General features: G+C 67.2%; 16 protein-coding genes and 1 pseudogene. 6 read left to right on the top strand and 11 right to left on the bottom strand.

All coding sequences use genetic code 11. The features are described 5' to 3' along the window. Positions 1-57 precede the first annotated feature (57 nt). Positions 58-1,246: pseudogene (locus JWS14_RS01490) on the top strand (DUF418 domain-containing protein). Here the strand turns inward: JWS14_RS01490 and JWS14_RS01485 are convergent. The 5 genes from JWS14_RS01485 to JWS14_RS01465 form a co-directional block, all read right to left on the bottom strand. Next, the gene (locus JWS14_RS01485) at positions 1,215-1,562 is read right to left on the bottom strand and encodes an ANTAR domain-containing protein (protein ID WP_072950541.1); all 348 of its coding nucleotides are present in this window, start codon (positions 1,560-1,562) and stop codon (positions 1,215-1,217) included. The pseudogene JWS14_RS01490 and the gene JWS14_RS01485 overlap by 32 nt on opposite strands. Next, a complete protein-coding gene (locus JWS14_RS01480) occupies positions 1,559-1,765 on the bottom strand; it encodes a hypothetical protein (protein ID WP_206012320.1) in 207 nt (68 codons plus the stop codon). The genes JWS14_RS01485 and JWS14_RS01480 overlap by 4 nt, the downstream gene beginning before the upstream one ends. A gap of 219 nt (positions 1,766-1,984) precedes the next feature. Beyond that, positions 1,985-3,346, bottom strand: coding sequence for a metallopeptidase TldD-related protein (locus JWS14_RS01475; protein WP_206012319.1), 1,362 nt, complete (start codon positions 3,344-3,346; stop codon positions 1,985-1,987). Then, positions 3,343-4,863: a TldD/PmbA family protein gene (locus JWS14_RS01470; protein WP_206012318.1), complete on the bottom strand. Its 1,521-nt coding sequence runs from the start codon at positions 4,861-4,863 to the stop codon at positions 3,343-3,345. Before JWS14_RS01470 ends, JWS14_RS01475 begins: the two co-directional genes overlap by 4 nt. A gap of 22 nt (positions 4,864-4,885) precedes the next feature. After that, the gene (locus tag JWS14_RS01465) at positions 4,886-5,653 is read right to left on the bottom strand and encodes a TSUP family transporter (RefSeq protein ID WP_072950533.1); all 768 of its coding nucleotides are present in this window, start codon (positions 5,651-5,653) and stop codon (positions 4,886-4,888) included. A gap of 46 nt (positions 5,654-5,699) precedes the next feature. Between JWS14_RS01465 and JWS14_RS01460 the strand changes: the two genes are divergently transcribed. Beyond that, on the top strand, positions 5,700-6,863 hold the full coding sequence (locus JWS14_RS01460; RefSeq protein WP_072950530.1) for a sensor histidine kinase: 1,164 nt from the start codon (positions 5,700-5,702) through the stop codon (positions 6,861-6,863). A gap of 13 nt (positions 6,864-6,876) precedes the next feature. Here the strand turns inward: JWS14_RS01460 and JWS14_RS01455 are convergent, their stop codons facing one another. After that, on the bottom strand, positions 6,877-7,023 hold the full coding sequence (locus JWS14_RS01455) for a hypothetical protein (protein WP_167372229.1): 147 nt from the start codon (positions 7,021-7,023) through the stop codon (positions 6,877-6,879). 182 nt (positions 7,024-7,205) lie between these two features. On the opposite strand from JWS14_RS01455, the gene JWS14_RS01450 reads away from it, so the two are divergent. Both JWS14_RS01450 and JWS14_RS01445 read left to right on the top strand, forming a co-directional pair. Continuing rightward, complete coding sequence (locus JWS14_RS01450; RefSeq protein WP_095864339.1) at positions 7,206-8,192, top strand: glycoside hydrolase family 43 protein; 987 nt, start codon at positions 7,206-7,208, stop codon at positions 8,190-8,192. Between the two features lie 255 nt (positions 8,193-8,447). Further along, on the top strand, positions 8,448-8,957 hold the full coding sequence (locus JWS14_RS01445; protein WP_072950524.1) for a hypothetical protein: 510 nt from the start codon (positions 8,448-8,450) through the stop codon (positions 8,955-8,957). Between the two features lie 99 nt (positions 8,958-9,056). Here JWS14_RS01445 and JWS14_RS01440 read toward each other — a convergent pair whose 3' ends face one another. Beyond that, positions 9,057-10,160, bottom strand: a complete 1,104-nt coding sequence (locus JWS14_RS01440; RefSeq protein ID WP_241031214.1) for a hypothetical protein — start codon at positions 10,158-10,160, stop codon at positions 9,057-9,059. A gap of 863 nt (positions 10,161-11,023) precedes the next feature. Between JWS14_RS01440 and JWS14_RS51435 the strand changes: the two genes are divergently transcribed. Beyond that, complete coding sequence (locus JWS14_RS51435) at positions 11,024-11,491, top strand: alkyl sulfatase C-terminal domain-containing protein (protein WP_206012317.1); 468 nt, start codon at positions 11,024-11,026, stop codon at positions 11,489-11,491. 82 nt (positions 11,492-11,573) lie between these two features. On the opposite strand, the gene JWS14_RS01430 is transcribed toward JWS14_RS51435, so the two are convergent. From JWS14_RS01430 to JWS14_RS01420, 3 genes are all read right to left on the bottom strand, one after another. Beyond that, a complete protein-coding gene (locus JWS14_RS01430; protein WP_072946185.1) occupies positions 11,574-11,978 on the bottom strand; it encodes a hypothetical protein in 405 nt (134 codons plus the stop codon). Positions 11,979-12,093: 115 nt separating this feature from the next. Beyond that, on the bottom strand, positions 12,094-13,749 hold the full coding sequence (locus tag JWS14_RS01425; RefSeq protein WP_206012316.1) for an amidohydrolase: 1,656 nt from the start codon (positions 13,747-13,749) through the stop codon (positions 12,094-12,096). A gap of 60 nt (positions 13,750-13,809) precedes the next feature. Then, positions 13,810-15,345: an APC family permease gene (locus JWS14_RS01420; protein ID WP_206012315.1), complete on the bottom strand. Its 1,536-nt coding sequence runs from the start codon at positions 15,343-15,345 to the stop codon at positions 13,810-13,812. A gap of 171 nt (positions 15,346-15,516) precedes the next feature. Between JWS14_RS01420 and JWS14_RS01415 the strand changes: the two genes are divergently transcribed. After that, positions 15,517-16,245 (top strand): TetR/AcrR family transcriptional regulator, encoded by a 729-nt coding sequence (locus JWS14_RS01415; RefSeq protein WP_206012314.1) that lies wholly within the window; start codon positions 15,517-15,519, stop codon positions 16,243-16,245. Positions 16,246-16,305: 60 nt separating this feature from the next. On the opposite strand, the gene JWS14_RS01410 is transcribed toward JWS14_RS01415, so the two are convergent. Then, positions 16,306-17,865 (bottom strand): glycosyltransferase family protein, encoded by a 1,560-nt coding sequence (locus tag JWS14_RS01410; protein ID WP_206012313.1) that lies wholly within the window; start codon positions 17,863-17,865, stop codon positions 16,306-16,308. Positions 17,866-17,981: the final 116 nt, after the last annotated feature.

The raw sequence follows: 17,981 nt of genomic DNA, 5'->3' as shown, positions 1-17,981 counted from the left end.
TTAGCATCAGAATTTGTTGGCACGACCGTACTAACAAGTACTGGAGGGGCTGAACGGATGACATCGCAACCATCGAGTTCCCACCGCTACGCTGCGCTCGACGTCATGCGCGGCGCGGCGATCCTGGGCACGCTCGCCACCAACATCTGGATCTTCACCAACGTCGAGGGACTCGTCGGATACATCAACGGCACCGGAAAGGCCACCGGCGGATGGGCTCCGGTGCAGGCGGTGCTGCAGCAATTCGCGCAGGGCAAGTTCCTCGGCCTGCTCACCGGTCATGTTCGGCATCGGACTGGTCATCCAGCAGCGGTCCGCCCAGCGGCGCGGTCAACGGTGGCCGGGCGAATACCCTTGGCGCGCAGCGCTGCTGATGCTCGACGGAGCACTGCACTTCCTGCTGTTCACCGAATTCGACGTCCTGACCGGGTATGCCCTCACCGGACTGATCGTCGCCTTCATCCTGACCACGGGCATCCGCGCGCAGCGAACGTGGATAGTGTGCGCGGTGGCCGTCCACGCGGCAATGCTCGCCCTCGCCGTCTCGGCCCTGTCCTCGGCGCCCGCGCGGGATCCGCAGTCGCTGTCGCCGAATCCCTATGCGGACGGCAGTTTCTGGGACTTCGTTGTCTTCCGCGCCGACAATCTGTTGCTGTTCCGGCTCGAGGTGCTGTTCATCCTGCCGCTGTCGATCGCGTTGTTCCTCGTCGGCGCGCACCTCTACGGTGCGCGCGTCCTCGACCCGGACCGTGGCGCGCTGCGGCGCGGCCTCATGATCGCCGGCCTGGCGATCGCCCTTCCGCTCGACCTCGCGCTCGGACTGTTCGGTGGCGACGCGGGTCTGATCCTCGGCAGGTACGGGACCGCGCCGATCGTGGCGTTGGGGTTACTCGCGGCGATCGCGCACCGCTACGCCGACGGTCGCGCACCCGGCGCGCCCGGCCAGGCACTCTCGGGCGTCGGCCGCACCGCGCTCAGTTGCTATGTGCTGCAGAATATTCTGTGCTCGATCGTCTGCTACGGCTGGGGATTCGGCCTCGCGGCCAGATTGGACGGCACCACCGTGGTTCCAGCGACGCTCGCACTGTTCGGCGCCGTCTCGGCGACCCTGATCGTCGTGTCGCGCCTGTGGTTGCGGCGATTCGATCGTGGGCCGCTCGAATGGCTCACACATCGGGGCTACCAGCGTCTCACCCGGGCGGACCGGGGCGACGTCATCGCGCCAGCAGCGTCGTCCATTCCGTGAACTCGAGTGCGTACAGCGGTGCCGGCGTCGTCACGGACGGGCACGGCTGTCGCCGAGTCGCCAATTCCACCAGCGACTTCGCTGCCCGCAACACGCTGACGTGGTGATGGCGGGAGACGTCGAGCAATTCCTCGAACGCCTCGGCGTCGCCGTATCCGCGGGTGGCGATGAGGATGCCCTTCGCGGTGGCGAGGACCTCGCGCCCGTCGGGGTGGCGGTGCGGAATCGAATGTGCAGGCGGTGCAGCCTCGAGGACGTCGTTCGACACGGGGATCTCCTGGATTGTGGTACGTCGCTGAATGCTCGGCGCGGTCATACCGCCGCCACCATCAGCGCCGTGGCGAGGACGACGATCAGTCCCCCCGTCGCGGCGGCGAGAACTGAACCGGTGATGATGCCTATGCCGGTGGCGCAGGCGAGGCAGACGAACGTCGTCAGTGCCACGTCGGCGAGCGCGAACCGTCTCGTGACCTTGGTGTGGCCGTGGAGTGCTTCGCGGATGCGGGTATCGGAGTGCATGAAACCTCCTTTTCGGGCGTGCAAGGGGCAGACTCGGCGCATGCGTCGGCCACGCGGCGATGCGGGGAGTTTCGGTCCCGTTCTCTGGAGACCTGAATATGACATCCGCGGCGAAACGTCTCTGGAGTGAGAAATCTCATATGCGTGATGTCTGCAGCATTTATAACGGAAAGCTCACGGCCTGTCACCTAGACGAGCGTCCGCATAGAAATCGCGCCCTCAGAGCGCCTTGCTGACCGAAGACATGTGGAAGTCCGGCACCCGCACCGACGGCATCGCGGTCCGGGTGAACCAGTCCTTCCACTCACGGGGCAGGGTCCGCTCGGTGGCGCCGGCCTGCGTGACCCTCCGCAGCAGGTCGAGAGGGCTCTCGTTGAACCGGAAGTTGTTCACGGCGCCCGTGACCTTTCCGTTCTCGACGAGGTAGACGCCGTCCCGCGTCAATCCCGTGAGCAGCAGCGTGGCGGGGTCGACCTCCCGGATGTACCAGAGGGTGGTCAGCAGCAACCCGCGTTCGGTCTCGGCCACCATCTGGTCGAGCGACACCGAACCGCCGGCGTCGAGGATCAGGTTGTCGCCGGGCACGGTCGCCTCGGCGCCGAACTCCTCCGCCGTCGACCGCGGGTACGCGAGCGCACCGACGGTGCCGTCACGGATCCAGTCGACCCGGCCCGCGTCCATCCCGTTGTCGAAGACGGACACCGACTCGGACGACGACCCGGCGATCACGAACGGCGCGTACTCCAGGCCGAGCGCGACGGGATCGGAATAGAGGGTGAGGGGGAGTGCACTGAGTTTCTCCCCGATGCGGGTGCCCCCGGGCGCCGACAGGGCCGAATGCCCCTCTTCGGCGGCCCTGCCCTCCATGGTCCACATGAGGTAGATCATGAGGTCCGCGACCGCGGACGGCGGCAGGATCGTCTCGTACCGGCCCGCGGGCAACTCCACGCGGTTGCCGGCCCAGTCCAGGCGCGTCGACAGGTCCTCGAGCAACTTCACTCCGGCCACGTCGGTGAAGTCCTTGGTGCTGGTGCCCACCCAGGCGCTGGCGTCGCCGCGCTTGCCGTTGATCTCGACCGACCCGGTCGGCTGGACGAATCGGCGCCGGATTCCCGTCGACGTGCCCAGCCACGTGGTGTGCAGCTGATGATGCGCGAAACCGTAGAGCTGATCGTCGCCGTCGAAGCCCATGCTCAGGTCCTGGGCGAGTTGTTCGAACGCGCCGATCTCGGTGCGCTGCGCCGAATCCTCCCAGCGCTCGTCGGTGCCGGTTCCGGTGAGCAGCGGCATCGCGTCGGACGCGGGTGTGGCTGCGCGGGCAGAGATTTCGGCGGATCGGACCACTCCGTCGATGTCGGCGACGTCGACGGACGCGGAGGTGACGATCCCGACCCTGGCGTCCTGCCCGGAGCGGACGATGGAAATGACCGTCCATCTACGCGAGGTGGACACGCCGTTGGTGGTCATCGAGTTGCCCGCCCACCGCAGCGACGCCTCGCTGGCATCGGTGACGATCACGATGGTTTCGTCCACGGTGGCCCGGGCGAGGACCTGCTCGACGAGTTGCTGCGGTGCGATCATCGGCCGCCTTCCGTCCGGGTGTTCAGTACGTTGACGCCGCGGAAGCGTGCCGACGGGCAGCCGTGGCTGACGGCCGCGACCTGACCGGGCTGCGCCTTGCCGCAGTTGAATGCGCCGCCCAGCTGCCAGGTGGACCGGCCGCCGACGGCGTCCATCGAACCCCAGAAGTCGGTGGTGGTCGCCTGATAGGCGACGTCGCGGAGTTGCCCGTCGAGCTTCCCGCCGCGGATGCGGTAGAACCGCTGGCCGGTGAACTGAAAGTTGTAGCGCTGCATGTCGATCGACCAGGACTTGTCGCCGACGACGTAGATGCCGTCCTCCACCCCGGAGATCAGGTCCTCGGTGCTGCGGTCGGTGTCGGGGTCGGGCTGCAACGACACGTTCGCCATCCGCTGGATCGGGACGTGGTGCGGCGAGTCGGCGTACGAGCAGCCGTTCGACCGCTCCAGCCCGAGCCGGGGCGCGAACGCCCGGTCGAGTTGGTAGCCGACGAGAACCCCGTCGGCGACCAGGTCCCACGACTGCGTCTCGACGCCGTCGTCGTCGTACCCGACCGTGGCGAGGCCGTGCCGCTCGGTCCGGTCGGCGGTCACCCGCATGATCGGTGTCCCGTAGCGCAGCGTGCCGAGCTTGTCGGGCGTGGCGAACGACGTGCCCGCGTAGGCGGCCTCGTAGCCGATGGCCCGGTCGTACTCGGTGGCGTGCCCGATGGACTCGTGGATCGTCAACCACAGGTTGGTCGGGTCGATCACCAGATCGGTGGGGCCGGCGACCACGCTGGGGGCCTTCACCTTCTCGGCGAGCAGGTCCGGGATGCGGGCGAGTTCGTCGGTCCAGTTCCACACTCCGTCTCCGGCGACGTATTCCCATCCGCGGCCGACGGGGGGAGCGAGGGTGCGCATCGTCTCGAACACGCCGGCCGACTGGTCGACGGTGGTCGCTTCGAGTTGCGGATGCAACCGCACCCGCTGCTGCACGATGGAGGACCCGGCGAGATCGGCGTAGAACGTCTGCTCCTTCACCTGCAGGCATCCCGCGGTGGCGTGGTCGACCCCGTCGGAGGCGAGCAGCCGGCGGGAGTATTCACCCAGCAGCGAGATCTTCTCCGACGCGGGGATTTTGAACGGGTCGACGTCGTAGTCGGACACCCAATGCACGTCCGAGTACACCGGCTCGTCCGCGAGCTCGACGTGTTCCCGGTTCAGCCCGCGCAGCGCCCGGGCGACGGCGACGGCCTGTTGCGCGGTGGCGGCGGCGGTCGCGGGGGTCAGCTCGGCATGCGAGGCGAAACCCCACGTGCCGTCGACGACGACCCGTACCGCGAACCCGAGTTCGTCCGTGTCCACCGCCGACTGCACCTCGCCGTCGCGGAGCCGCAGGGACTGGCTGGTCAGTCGGTGTACCCGAAGGTCGGCGTGCGACGCACCCGCCGCACGGGCGGCAGCGAGCGCTGCGTCCGCCAGCGAACGCAGCGGAAGGGCAAGGAATTCCGGATCAACCTGTCGTGGAGCCGTCACCTGGACCACCGTAGTCGGTCGATCACCCGAATTGCTGCCAACCCAACCGGATCACCATTGCGATCACCACGATCAGCAGCGTGATCCGGACGAAACCGGCACCCTTGCTCAGCGCCATCCGCGAACCGATGATCGCGCCGATCACGTTGCAGACCGCCATGCTCAGGCCGAGCGCCCACAGCACGTGGCCGGTGGCGGCGAAGAACACCAGCGCTCCGAGATTCGATCCGAGATTGATCACCTTCGCCATCGCTGCGCTGCGCACGAATTCCGTGCCGAGGAACGTGGCGAAGCTGATGATGAGGAAGGTTCCGGTGCCCGGCCCGAACAGGCCGTCGTAGAAACCGAGGAGCCCGGCGGAGAGCAGGACGACGGCGACGACCTTCCGCCGGGTCGGCGGATCCTTCGCCAGCGTGGTCCCGAGTTGCGGACGGATGGTCACGAACACGGCGACCCCGACGAGCACCGCCATGATGAGCGGGATGAAGACGTCCTTGTCGATACGCGACACCGTCGCGGCGCCGAGCGCGGACGTCACCGCCGCGAGCAGACCGGCGGGAACCAGCAGCCGCCAGTTCATGGGGATGCGGCGCGCGAACGTGACGACGGCGGCGGACGTGCCGGTGAACGCGGTCAGCTTGTTGGTGGCCAATGCCGCCTGCGGCGTCAGCTGGGGTGCGACGAGAAACAGGGCGGGAATGAGGATCAGCCCGCCACCGCCGACGACGGCGTCCACCCACCCGGCGGCCGTCGCGGCGGTGAGAAGAAGCGCCCAGTCACCCACATTCATGGTGCCGACTCAACCACACGCGCCGAGAGGTACTTACGCTGAGCACATGAGGAGGTTCAGTCTGTGGCTGCGGGGCAAGCCGACGGTCGCGGACTCGATGTTGGCGGCGATCCTGTTCACCCTCGAGGTGTTCGTGTTCACCGCGTCGGGCGACCGGTCGCCATGGGTGCAGCTGGTCATGGGTTTCCTGCTGTGCCTGCCGATCGCATGGCGCCGCAGGTATCCGCGGGCGGCGGCAGGCGCCGTGCTGGTGATGTCGATCACGATCACCTTCATCAGCTATTCCATCGGCGACCTCGACGCCGAGCACCCCGGCCTGCTGGCGCTCGCCGTCGCCCTCTACACGCTCGTCGCCTACGTAGACCGCCGCACCGCAGCGGTCTACGCGGTGGGCCTGGTCGTCGACTCCGTACTGTCGATCTGGTTGCTGGAGCAGGAACTGCTGGCAGCCGGACTGTACTCGGTGCTTGTGTTCGCGCTGTCCTGGATCACCGCGGAATTCCTCGGCGCCCGTCGCGCCTACGACGAAGAGGTCGCGGCTCGCCTCGTCGTCGCCGACTACGACCGGGATCGACGCGCCGAGGACGCGGTGGCCGCCGAGCGCACCCGGATCGCCCGGGAACTGCACGACGTGGTCGCACACGCGGTGAGCGTGATGATCGTGCAGGCCGACGGTGCGTCCTACGCCCTGAAGAGCAACCCCGACATCGCGAAGCAGGCACTGACCAACATCGCGAGCACCGGGCGGGAGGCGCTGGCGGAACTGCGGCGCACCGTGTCGCTGCTCCGCACCGAACCGGCGACCGACGACATGCCCCAGCACGGCACGGCCGGTCTCGCCCGGGTGGTCGACATGATGCGCAGCGCCGGCCTGCCCGTGGAACTCGAACTGACGGGGGAGTTGGACGACATCAGCCCGGCGGTCAGCCTCGGCGTCCACCGGCTGGTTCAGGAATCGCTGACCAACGTCCTCCGGCACGCCGGAGAACGCCCCCGCGCCAAGGTTCGGGTGCGGCGCCGCGAGACGGACGTCCTCGTCGAGATCACCGACAACGGCAACTCGTCCGGGCAGTTCTCGCTCGGATCGGGCAACGGACTGCTCGGGATGCGGGAGCGCGTCGCCGTCTTGCACGGCACGCTCGAGGCGGGACGGCAGACCGACGGGAGTTGGCGGGTCACCGCGGAGCTGCCGCTCGAGTTGGAGGACTGAGCGGCCCGATCACTCAGGCGACTTGCTGTTCTCCCGGTTCGGAGCGAGCGTCTTTCCGGCGACTCGCCGCCGCCATGAGCAGGCCCGCCGCGACCACGATCAGTCCGACCATCAACGACGCCGGCAGCATCAGCAGCTCCCACCCCGTCGAGCCGTACACCTGCGATCACACGACGATCGCAATGGTCACGACGGTTCCTCTCAACGTATGACGTTGTCGCTTGGGATGGAGGTCGAAGGATCCGTGGCTGGGCCATGTCGGCGGCACGCGCGGCCGACATCAGCGTAACCGAACCGTCCGCTGCGCCTGCGGCCAAAGTTACGCATGGTGCGCCTGCAGTCATGGATACTGCACCGGTGATGCTGACCAAACGGACCTGTTTTTCGGCCATATCGATGGTGATGCTCGCTGTCGCGGGCCTGCTGGTCGCGACCCCGGGGAACAGCGGCGCCGCCCCGCCGGCCTGGCGATACACGATGGTGGCGTTCAGCAACGTAAGCGACCGCGACATGGATGTATACGAGTCGGGGGACGGCACGGGGTTCCAACCCGTCGGACTGTCGGCGTTTCGGCCCCAGTCAGGGCTTGTGCGTGACCCGAGCATCTTCCGGAACACAGACGGGTTGTATTACGTCACCTATACAACGGGCGGCGGGGCGAGTATCGGCTTCGCACGCAGTAGTGACCGCATCAACTGGACACCTATGGGGAACTATCCGGTCCCGTTTTGCTGCGCATTCATGCCAGGCACGGGGGATGGCACCGGTTCTACGAGCCCGCCGGGCTTCTCGGGGTCGGCCGGGTTCAAGGACGGACCGTCGCTGTCGCCATTCGTCACCAAAGCCTGGGCGCCCGAATGGTTCGTGGACGGCGACCGCGTCAACGTCATCCTGTCGCTGTCGACCGGTGGAGGATTCGTGCCGTATCTGATGACGGCGCTGGAACCATCGCTCAGGTTGTGGAGCCCACCTGTTCCGCTCGCCGGGATCGGCGCGGACCACATCGACACCACCGTGGTGAAGGTGGGATCGACCTATCACGCGTTTACCAAGAACGAGACGAAGAAGTTCGTCGAGCATGCGGTCGCGTCGTCGGTGACGGGACCCTACTCATTCGTCCCGCCTGGAAATTGGGGCTCGCTGGTGGAGGGCCCGGCTGTGGTTCAGTTGCCGAACGGCGCCTGGCGGATATATCTCGACGCCTATACCGAAGGAAAGTATCTCTATTCCGACAGCACGGACGGGCTGCGCACCTGGTCGCCCGTGCAGGAGCTTCCGGGGCTTTCTGGGACGGCGCGCCATTTCGGCGTGATGGCAGAGCCGGCATAACGACGACTCGATGACGGTCACGTCGTCAGCAAACGGACTGCTGCGACGGTTCCGGCTCACTTCGGAGTGACCATCGACAAGTTGATCTGCGAGATTCCGCGACGGTGCGATCTCCGTGTCATCTACCAACCGCCCCAGAGAGCGATCCGCCAGCGGACAACCACAGAGAGTCCGTGAGGTGTCGGAACAAGCGGCCGGACGGTGAACGCGATTACGCTCAGTCAGATCACGGCGTGAGCTCGGGGAGGCGAACAGATGGCCAGACAGGCGGGTTGGTCATGGCGCGCGGTGATGGTCGCGGCGATCGCAGCTTCTGCGGTTACGTGGCTGGCGGCCGTCGTTATCGCGGACGTTCGCCGAGCACCTGACGCGGATTGCCTTGGCGTCGGCTCCACCGTGACGGACCTGATCGCAAGCAGGCCGCTTACCGACCCGATCGAGCCCATTGACGCGGTTGCTGTCCACGACCCCTGGGCCCGCAGCAAGGGATCCGTGCCGTTCGACAATTACTACGCGATCGCCATGGAGTTCAGGAGAAGCGACGGCTCGATCTCCCACGGAGTGTGGGGATTAGGCGCCGGCCCGGCGCCAGCGGAGGGCCAAGCGCTGACGGCAAACGCAAACAGTGTGCTCGGGGCACCGCTCGTCAGTGTGGATCAATCAGCCCGGCAGAGCACTATCTGGCCGGACATACAGATGTTCTTCCCCGAGGACGCCAACGCCGTCGAAGAAGCCGGCCGATGTCTGACCACTTCCTCATCATGACGACAACCCACCACGGCGCGGATGACCAATCATCGATCCGCTTGCGGCACAAGGGGCATGAATAATTCACAAGCCTGCTCTGAAAAAACCCAGCAGTCCTCAGTGGTGCGCTTCTTCGACCCAGCAAGGACGCCTCCCAACGGTGTCGCACACCCAGGTCTGGGAATCGTCGCTGTCGAGTTTGACGGTGTCGGTGAGCCAGTAGGTGTCGTCGGGCGCCCATCCCGCGATGACACTCGCGGTGTCGGCATCGACGGCGATCGCGGTGCCCGCCGCGGCGAGGTATCCCGCCACGGTGAGGTGCACGCCCTCGTACCGTTCGGGGAGCCGCGACCAGTCAGGAATGACCCATCGCCCTGACCGTCCGGTGGTGCGGTACCAATCGTGGCGTTTCTGCGCGGTGACCTCGACGGGGAACTGTCTGCAGAGTTCTGCCCACGCCTGTGCACCGTCGACCTCGTACACGCGAGCGCCGGCGGGGATGGTCACTCGTCGCGCGATGGCGCGCTCCCATCCCATGCTGTCCTCGACGAACCACAAGCCGGCCGGGGTCCCGTCGAACAGCCGCCGGGACGAACACCGTGTAGGTGGAGTCGACCACCACCAGCCGGACCAGTTCGCCGACGGATCCGCCGGACGATCGCGTCCGGCTCGCACTTCCTCCGCGGCAGTCCGATCACCATAGTCACGCAACAGCTCTGCGGTCGTCGACCCAACGGAATCCGTACCGTCCTCACTCCAGCCCACCAACCACTGATCGGTCGCATCAGGCGTTGTCCACCACTGCGCATGCGGGGATCGTGCGATGTGCTCGGCGACCCGTCGAAGCTCACGGCGCACAGGCTCGGCGGCGACGAGGATGTCTTCACCGTCCGGGTCCTGCCAGTAGCGCGCCGCGTCCACCGCATCGGCGAGCGCCGAACGGAGTGCAACCGCCGTCACCTCGGGAAGCGGAACCTGGGACAGGCGGTGCGCCACATCGTCTGCAGTGAGGACGTTCTGCCGAGCCTCGTCAGCGCCGGGCCCGTGCAACACGCGTGCGCCTTCCCGACCGGACTCGAGGTGATACGCCGCCAGGGAAACCGCGTGATCGAACAAGTCACTGCGGAACTCGGGTTGCAGAGTTCGTTCGGCGTCCCTCGCGTACGCGAGTAGCATCCGATGCCCACGGGGGCCGGCCAACAAGGTTTCAGCGGTAGTCATGTGCTGACCACCATAGAGTCCCCGAGCCGAGATCTCGGGCAACGCCATGTCACTGCGCGGCGCAACACAAATGGTTAGGTACCGCTCCGCAAGGGGTCGATCAAATGGCCCCCACCGTCTTGCCCGACGCCTACCCGATAACGCCTCGCCCGGCAGGGGCTCGTCAGCTCGGGCGCGCGGGCCGCAGGCTTGGATGATGGACGGAGACTGTCTCGCCGCTGGCAAGGTTACGGCGACGTGCAGTTTCTCTCTCCACCTTCTCTCTCCACCTTCTCTCTCCACCGCGCGCGGAGCACCGCAAGGACGACTCCGTCGGCTCCGACACCTCCGGTGTCTGTATCGAGCGACGACCTCACTTCGAACCGAGACACGCCTTCGGCAGCGATTCCGGCCAGTGCCATCCATCCGAACTCTGGTGGTTCCCTCGCGACGACGGGTCGCCGGATTGATGGACGGTCAACCGCTCCAAGTACGAAGCTCGAAACGAGCGACCGAATCCAACGCGGGGATTGGGTACCCCGAGGATGAGGGATGCCTTCGGTGAATCGCCGCCTGGCTGAACAAGAACCGCCCAACGGGTGGTATCTGCGGCGAATACGACGGCGACATCGGAGTCGCGTTCGATGAGCCGGACCGGTCCGAATCGCTCTCCGGCCGTGGTGCGGTGCATCACGGGGACTGCTTCGCTCGCAAGCCTCACCGCTGGGTGGGTTCGTAGGTCTTCGTCGATTCTGTCGCGAACCGGCAACAACGTGCTCCCCGGTTCGTCATCCGGTGTGTTCGACGATATTCGGATGCTCATGAACCCTCCAGACCGTGCCCTGAGACCCGACGGATAGTCAGCAGGCCATACATCGTAGAAGATGCTGGGGCGTTCAGTTCGGTGTCCGCCATCAAACCCAGATCCATCCGAAAGGACCCGGTTCCTCCTTCCGTACACGGCGCACCCCCCGACTCGTCGATGTCGAGGAGTATCGATTCCATCAGGGTCGGCGCACTCGGCCACAGCCGTGGCCGGCCTGATCATCGCGCTGCTCGCGCTCCTGATACCGAGGGAACGACCGACGACGGCGATGCGATCCGCGTGTCTGACCCGGGGCATTGCGCGGCGACCACCACACCTGGTTGACCCCCCGACTGATTCGGCCGGCACCCAGCTGACTGTGTCGAGTCCGAAGAAGGCCCTCGCGGGTGTGTTACTGAAGCCGTCGTCCGCGACCGAACTCGAGCAGGCGGGAGTGGTGACTCTGGACGGCGACGCCGGCGCTCTGTCTGCGCTCGCTGCGGTGCTCGACGACTTCGATCCGAGCTTTCCCATCGTCACACCCTGACCGACCCACTCCACGGCTCGTCCCTGCCTCCCGAGGCAGCGTTGGGCCGGACCGAGATCCAACGAAGCCGAGGTCCGTGCAGTCACTCCGTTTCCCGCGGCGTCGGCTCCTCCTGCTGGTCGAGGACGCTGACGGTGACGCCGTAGGGGAGGAATCGCACCGAACGGTGGGGATCGGTGTTGTGCTTGTGCGCGCGGAGGGCATCGAGTTCGGTGGCATACACCTGCTCGACGCGGGCGACGCCCTCGCCGTCGACGGTGTAGATCGCCCACACGCCGTCGCCGGTCTCCCCGGTCGTCTCCGGCTTCGACGCGGCGCGCGGCGGCCGGGCGAAGTCCGCGAAGACGCCCGTCCACGGGATCTGGGAATCCGCCTGCTCCAGGAACCTGACGATCCGGTCCTTGACGCCCTGCAATTCCTCGCCGGCCTCACGGATCACGCGGTCGAGATCGTCGGGGTCGAAGCCGAACGGCTTGTTGTCGCCCATCACTGTCTCCTGACTTCGGCGGGACAACTCCAGTGTGGTCGCGGATGCCGATCGGCGCCACGAGGGCCGCCGATCGGCATCCGGACCACAGGGTATCGCCGCCTGCCGCGGGACGTCAGGCGTCCGGTGCCGTGTAGACGCGGTCGCCACCCACATAGGTCAGGACGGCCCGGGTCTCCGCGATCATGTCGGCGGGTCCGGTGAACGGATCCCGGTCGAGGACCACGAGATCGGCGAGCTTGCCCACCTCGATGCTTCCCGTGTCGTCGAGGTGGTTCACGTGCGCGGACCCGGCGGTGTAGGCGGTGAGTGCGGACGTGAGGTCGATCCGTTGCTTCGGCAGGAACACGGGGTGTCCCTGCCCGTTCAGGCCCGGCAGTGTGCGATTGACCGCGACGTGGATCCCGTGGAGCGGGTCGGCACTGCTGACCGGCCAGTCGCTGCCGGCCGCCAGCGTCGCACCCGAGCGCAACAAGGAACCGAACGGATACTGCCGCCGGGTGCGTTCGTCCCCGAGGAAGGGGATGGTGAGCTCGTCCATCTGCGGTTCGTGGGCTGCCCACAGTGGTTGCATGTTGGCGGTGACACCGAGCGCGCGGAACCGGGGGATGTCCTCGGGGTCCACGACCTGCAGGTGGGCGAGGTGCGGGCGGGTGTCGCGGAATCCGTTCGCAGTCCGGGCGGCCTCGACCGCGTCGAGCGCGTCCCGTACGGCTCGGTCGCCGAGCGCGTGGAAATGCACCTGAAATCCGAGGGCGTCGAGCTCGGTGACGTAGTCTCGCAGTTTCTCCGGGTCGACGAAGCTGGTGCCGGAATGTGTGGTCGCGCAGCCGCATCCATCCAGATACGGGGAGATCATCGCCGCGGTGCGGGATTCGGCGACACCATCGAGCATGATCTTCACGGTGTCGGCGCGCATCCTCCCGACGCGGAGACGTGACCGTCGCTGGAGCAGGTCGGGGATTTGCTCGGAGCCCCGATCGCGATCCCACCACAAGGCACCCGCTACCCGAGCGGTGAGCGACCCGTCGCCGGCCGCGGTCAGGTAGGCGTCCGAGACATCGGAGATACCGGACGTGTCACCGAGCAGCGCGTCCTGCCAGGCGGTGATGCCGAGCGAATGCAGATGCTGCTGGGCGTGGAGCAATGCCTCGAGCCGATCGTCGGGGGTGTGCTGCGGGGTGTGGCAGCCGACCAGCTCCATCGCGGACTCCTGGAGCATGCCGGTCGGCTCGCCGTCGGCGTCGCGTTCGATGCGCCCGCCGACGGGATCGGGAGTCTCCCGGGTGATGCCGGCGATGGTCAGGGCCTTCGTGTTCACCCACGCCCCGTGGTGGTCGCGATTGGGCAGGAACGCCGGCCGGTCCCGCACGACGGTGTCGAGGTATTGCGCAGTGGGTGTGCCTCCGTCGAACGCCTCCATCGACCACCCGCCGCCCACGATCCACGGCAGTTCCGGGTGTGCGTCGGCATAGCTGCGGACGGCAGCGAGGGTGGAACCGGCATCGCTGGTGCCGGTGAGGTTGCAGCGGGCGTACTCGAGGCCCGCCACCACCGGATGGATGTGCGCGTCCTGGAATCCGGGCAGCAGGAGCCTGCCGGTGAGGTCGACGACCTCGGTGCGGGCGCCGATCAGCTCCCGGACCTCGTCGTGGCCGACGGCCGATATCCGGCCCCCGGTAACGGCGACCGTCGTGGCTCGGCGGCGCGCCGGGTCCAGGGTGGCAATCGATCCGCCCGTGAAGACCAGATCTGCGGGTAGTGCTGACATCGAGAATCTCCTGTCGAGAATTGCTTTCGTCGGTATTCGGATCACGCGGTGGTGCGTTGATCAGGACTGGGTGGTGACGGCGACCTCGGAGGGTGTACCTCCGGCGAGCAGGTTCGCGTCGTCGGCGTCGGTTCCGCGGCCGGTGACGAAATAGGGCGAGCGGCGGACCCATTTCGCGTGCGCGGCCACCATCAGTCCGGAGATCACGACGAGAACCGGGAACAGCAGCTGAAACCATCCGTTGGTCGCGCTGACTTCGAGATGATCGGCCGAGGTGTAGAAAATCCAGCCCAGATATCCGCCGAGCGTCAGTAACACCAGAGCGCTGAGCGCGGGAAACACGACCGCGCGCAATCCTTCCCACGGATGTACCCGCAGGAGTCCGCGGAACCGCACAGCGGCCGCGAGTGCCGTCAAGCCGTACCAGAGTGCGACCACCAGTCCGATCGAACTGATGCCTGCACCGAGAAGATCGCTCAGCTTGGGGATGACCGTGGCCAGTAGCGCGACCACGGCGGAGATGCCGCCGAGCAGCACGGTACCGGCTGCGGGGGTTCCGTAACGGGAATGGATCCGGGTCCACACCGGGCCGAGTGTGCGGTCCCTGCCCATCGCGAACAATCCACGTGCACTGGGGATCACGGTGGCCTGGAGTGAAGCGACGACGGAGAACATCAGCGCCACCACGGGGAGCGCTGCCAGCGGCTGATCGGCGAGCGTCTCGCCGAGATACGCGAGCCCGACTGTCCCGTTGTCCGCGAGTTCCGCGGGGGTGAGGACGCGCTGGAACGCCACCGCGCCGAGCAGGAACAAGCCGAGGACCAGGAAGACGGTGATCACGCCGGCCCGGGACGCGTCGCGCGAATCGCGCACCTCCTCGCTCACGCTGAACGCCGCTTCGAAACCCCAGTAGAAGAAGACCGCGATCACCATGCCCTGAGCCAGCACGGCGAACGACGGAATCGCGAAGGGGTTGAACCAGGAGAGTGAGAACGGCTGGCTCCCGGCGAACAGCCCGTACGCGCAGAAACCGATCAACACGACGTACTCGAAGACGAGGAGGTACTTCTGCAGTCGTGCCGCCACCGCGACGCCGCGGACGGCGGTGAACGTCACCGCTCCCAGAATGGTGAGTCCCAGCAGCGTCGACTGCAGTGTGGAATCGGGATCGATCGGGAGTCCGGCGACACTGCGCACGCCGGCCATGCCGCCGAGCTGCAGGATCGCCGACCCGGCGATGGCGGTGGTGTAGGCCATGAACACGACGACGGCGACGATGGCCATCCAGCCGGTGAGGAAGCCCAGCCACGGACTGAGGCTGCGGCCCACCCAGACGTAGCTGTTGCCGCAATTGGGTTCGACCCGGTTGAGCCGGGCATATCCGCTGGCAATTCCCAGAATGGGGACGAAGGCCAGCAACAGCACCACCGGCATCTGGAGCCCGACCACGGCGGCGACGACTCCCAATCCGACACCGATGCTGGTCGTCGCCGCGGTACTCGAGGCGGCGATCGCAATGCCGTCCATGACACCGAGGGATTTGCGGAAGGCCGTCGCCCTGGCCGCGCCGGCCGCGCCGTCGTTCACTGTTGCCATCTGCGTCGCTTTCGCTCGAAGGGTGGGATGGGTGCGATGCCACGCGCCGATCCGGACTTGTCATGCCCGGTGCCTGGGCTTTCGCTCCCTGCCTGTGACATGCAACACTGTCGGTGTCGACACGGTCAACGGTGTTGGCATACGGCAGGTGTGAGGGAAGGAGCCCCGGAATTGGCGAAGCAGATGGTCTCGGACTCGCCCACGAGGAGGCGCAGGCCGACGAAACAGGGTGTGGTTCTCTCGGAGCAGGCGATCATCGAGACGGCGCTGCGATTGCTGCGGCATCACGGCAGCGCAGGGTTGTCCGCCCGCCGTCTCGGGGCTGCGCTGGGGGCCGACCCGAGCACCCTGTACCGCTACTTTCGCGGCATCGACGACCTGACGTTGGCGATCGCCGACGAGCTGATCGGCCGGTCGTTTCACGGGTGGGAACCCACGGGGGACTGGTGGCGGGACCTGTACGCACTCGGAATACGTTCGCATGCGGCGTATCTGGACCACCCGCAGGCGGCAGTCCTGTCGGCCAGCAGAGTCAGCGGCCGCGCCTCCGAGCAAGCCGCAGTCGACACGATTCTCGGAATACTGCGTGAGGCGGGCTTTCCCGACGGTACAGCCGTCCGCCTCTATCGCGCGTTCGTGGATCAGATGCTGGCGTTCGCCGCACTCGACGGCGCCGAACTCGCGCTACCCGACGACGTCCGCGAGTCCGACCGGGAACTGTGGCGATCGTCCTACACCCAACTGCCTGCTGAGACCCACCCGAACATCGCGGCGACCGCGGGACTTCTGGTGGAACTCTCCGACCGCAGCGCGTATCCCGACGCGCTCGAACTGTTCCTCGACGGCGCACGCGCCCTGCTTCAGCGACTCGACGAGGCGCGGCGCCCGGAGGGCGCATGATCCCGACCTTCATCGGTGACTCCCGGGTCGCGGACGTCGTCGGCGACGTTCCACAGGGCCTCAGCCGGCGGCGAGCGGCACCAGGGTGAAGTGGCCGACTCCGCGGGCCGCCGAGAACACCTCCCACGACATCGGCCCGCCGGGACCGCGACCCTCCCCGTACCGGAGATCGAAGGCGGGATCTACCGGCTCCAGCCGGTAATCGAAGAAGGCGTAATTCGCGCGCAGCAGCGTTCGCGCCGGCTCGGAGGCCTCGGCGAGGCGCGGCACCAACCGGTCCTCGACCACCAACCCGCGGTCGGAGAACTCGTCGACGATCACGCATTCACAGAAGTACGCAAGCGTGCCGATCTCACCCGGAGACCGGACCGGTGCGTCCCCGACGAGCGTCCCGACCGCACGGCCGACCCGCTCGTAGTCCTGCGCGCTCGCCCAGTTACCGAAAATGGGTGGTGCCTCCCACGGAAGACCGCCCTCGACGTCGAAATACACCGCGCCGACGCCCAGCACGGCGAGCGCACCGGCCAGCGCACCGGCGGCGGCGCGGTCCGTCGTGTCGCGAGCAGCCGTCCAGTGGATGCCGGCGGCGAGGACGGCGAACATCGCCAGTGTCGTCGCGGGCGCCACGTAGTACCAGTGGTACGGCACGGTGTCGAGGACGACGTAGGCGACGTAGTAGAGGGCGCCGGACAGCCCGAGCGCGAGCACCGCTCCCGGTACCGGCAGCGGTCGCGTCCGGTAGCGGGCGTACGAGAAGAGTGCGAGGAGAAGCAGGACGAGTCCGAGTGCTGCGGGCCCGAATGCGGCGACGGTCCGCCACGGGTTGGACTCGAAGTACATGACCGGTCCCGTGAGGTAGTTGTAGCCGCCCACGTCGGAGGCCTGGCCCTGTTTGATCAGGAAGGTGTCGGGCAGGGCCGAACCGAGGACGAGCCAGCTGAACAGGTACCACGGCGCGGCGATCGCGGCGAAGCCCCCGAGGGCCTGCCGCACCTGGCCGCGAATCGCCGGCGACAGGGCCGCGATGACGAGAACGAACACGAGCAGGTCCAGTCGTACCAGCGCCGCCGTGCCCGCGGCCGCACCGAACCACGCGGCCCGGCCATCGAGCGCGAACCACACCATCACCGCGACCGCGGCAGGGATCAAAAGCACCTCGAGCCCGACCGCCGACAACACGAACGGGTTGAACACCACCAGTGCACCGGCGAGCACAGCCCAGAACGGTCCGAGTCCGAGTCGCCGGCCGATCCGGGCCAGCACCCACCCCAGCAGTGCGGTGACCGCGACGTTGAGCATTCCGAGTGCGAGCAGCGGATCGCCCGGGCCCCACAACCGGGTCAGGAACGTCAGCGCGCCGAGCACCAGCACGTTCAGCGGGGACGTCGACGTGTTCGCGGTCAGGCCGTGCACGATCGCCCACTCGCCGTGGACGGCCAGGTTCCGGGCAGCCGACAGGCTGATGTACGCATCGTCGGTGAGGCTGCCGGACACGACCCAGAACAGCACGGCCGCCACCACAGCGCCGGATGCGGCGAGGATCGCCGGCGCCCGGTACGAGTTCGCGACCGGCGGCGGGGTGGACCGATCGAGCGGCGGGTTCAGCAATCCTGTAGACACCGCGACATCGTAGAGGGCAGGCGAGAGCGCCGCGCAGCCACCGAACCCGAACGTGACGAGGTCGTGCGCGCGGTGAGTGTTTAGCGGCGCGGATTGACGGGAAATCGACGGCGCAG

Source organism: Rhodococcus koreensis, from assembly GCF_017068375.1.
In the GTDB taxonomy this organism is placed as follows: Bacteria; Actinomycetota; Actinomycetes; order Mycobacteriales; family Mycobacteriaceae; genus Rhodococcus_F; species Rhodococcus_F koreensis.
Note: the sequence above shows the minus strand (reverse complement) of the source record. Positions and strands in the feature narration are given on the sequence as shown.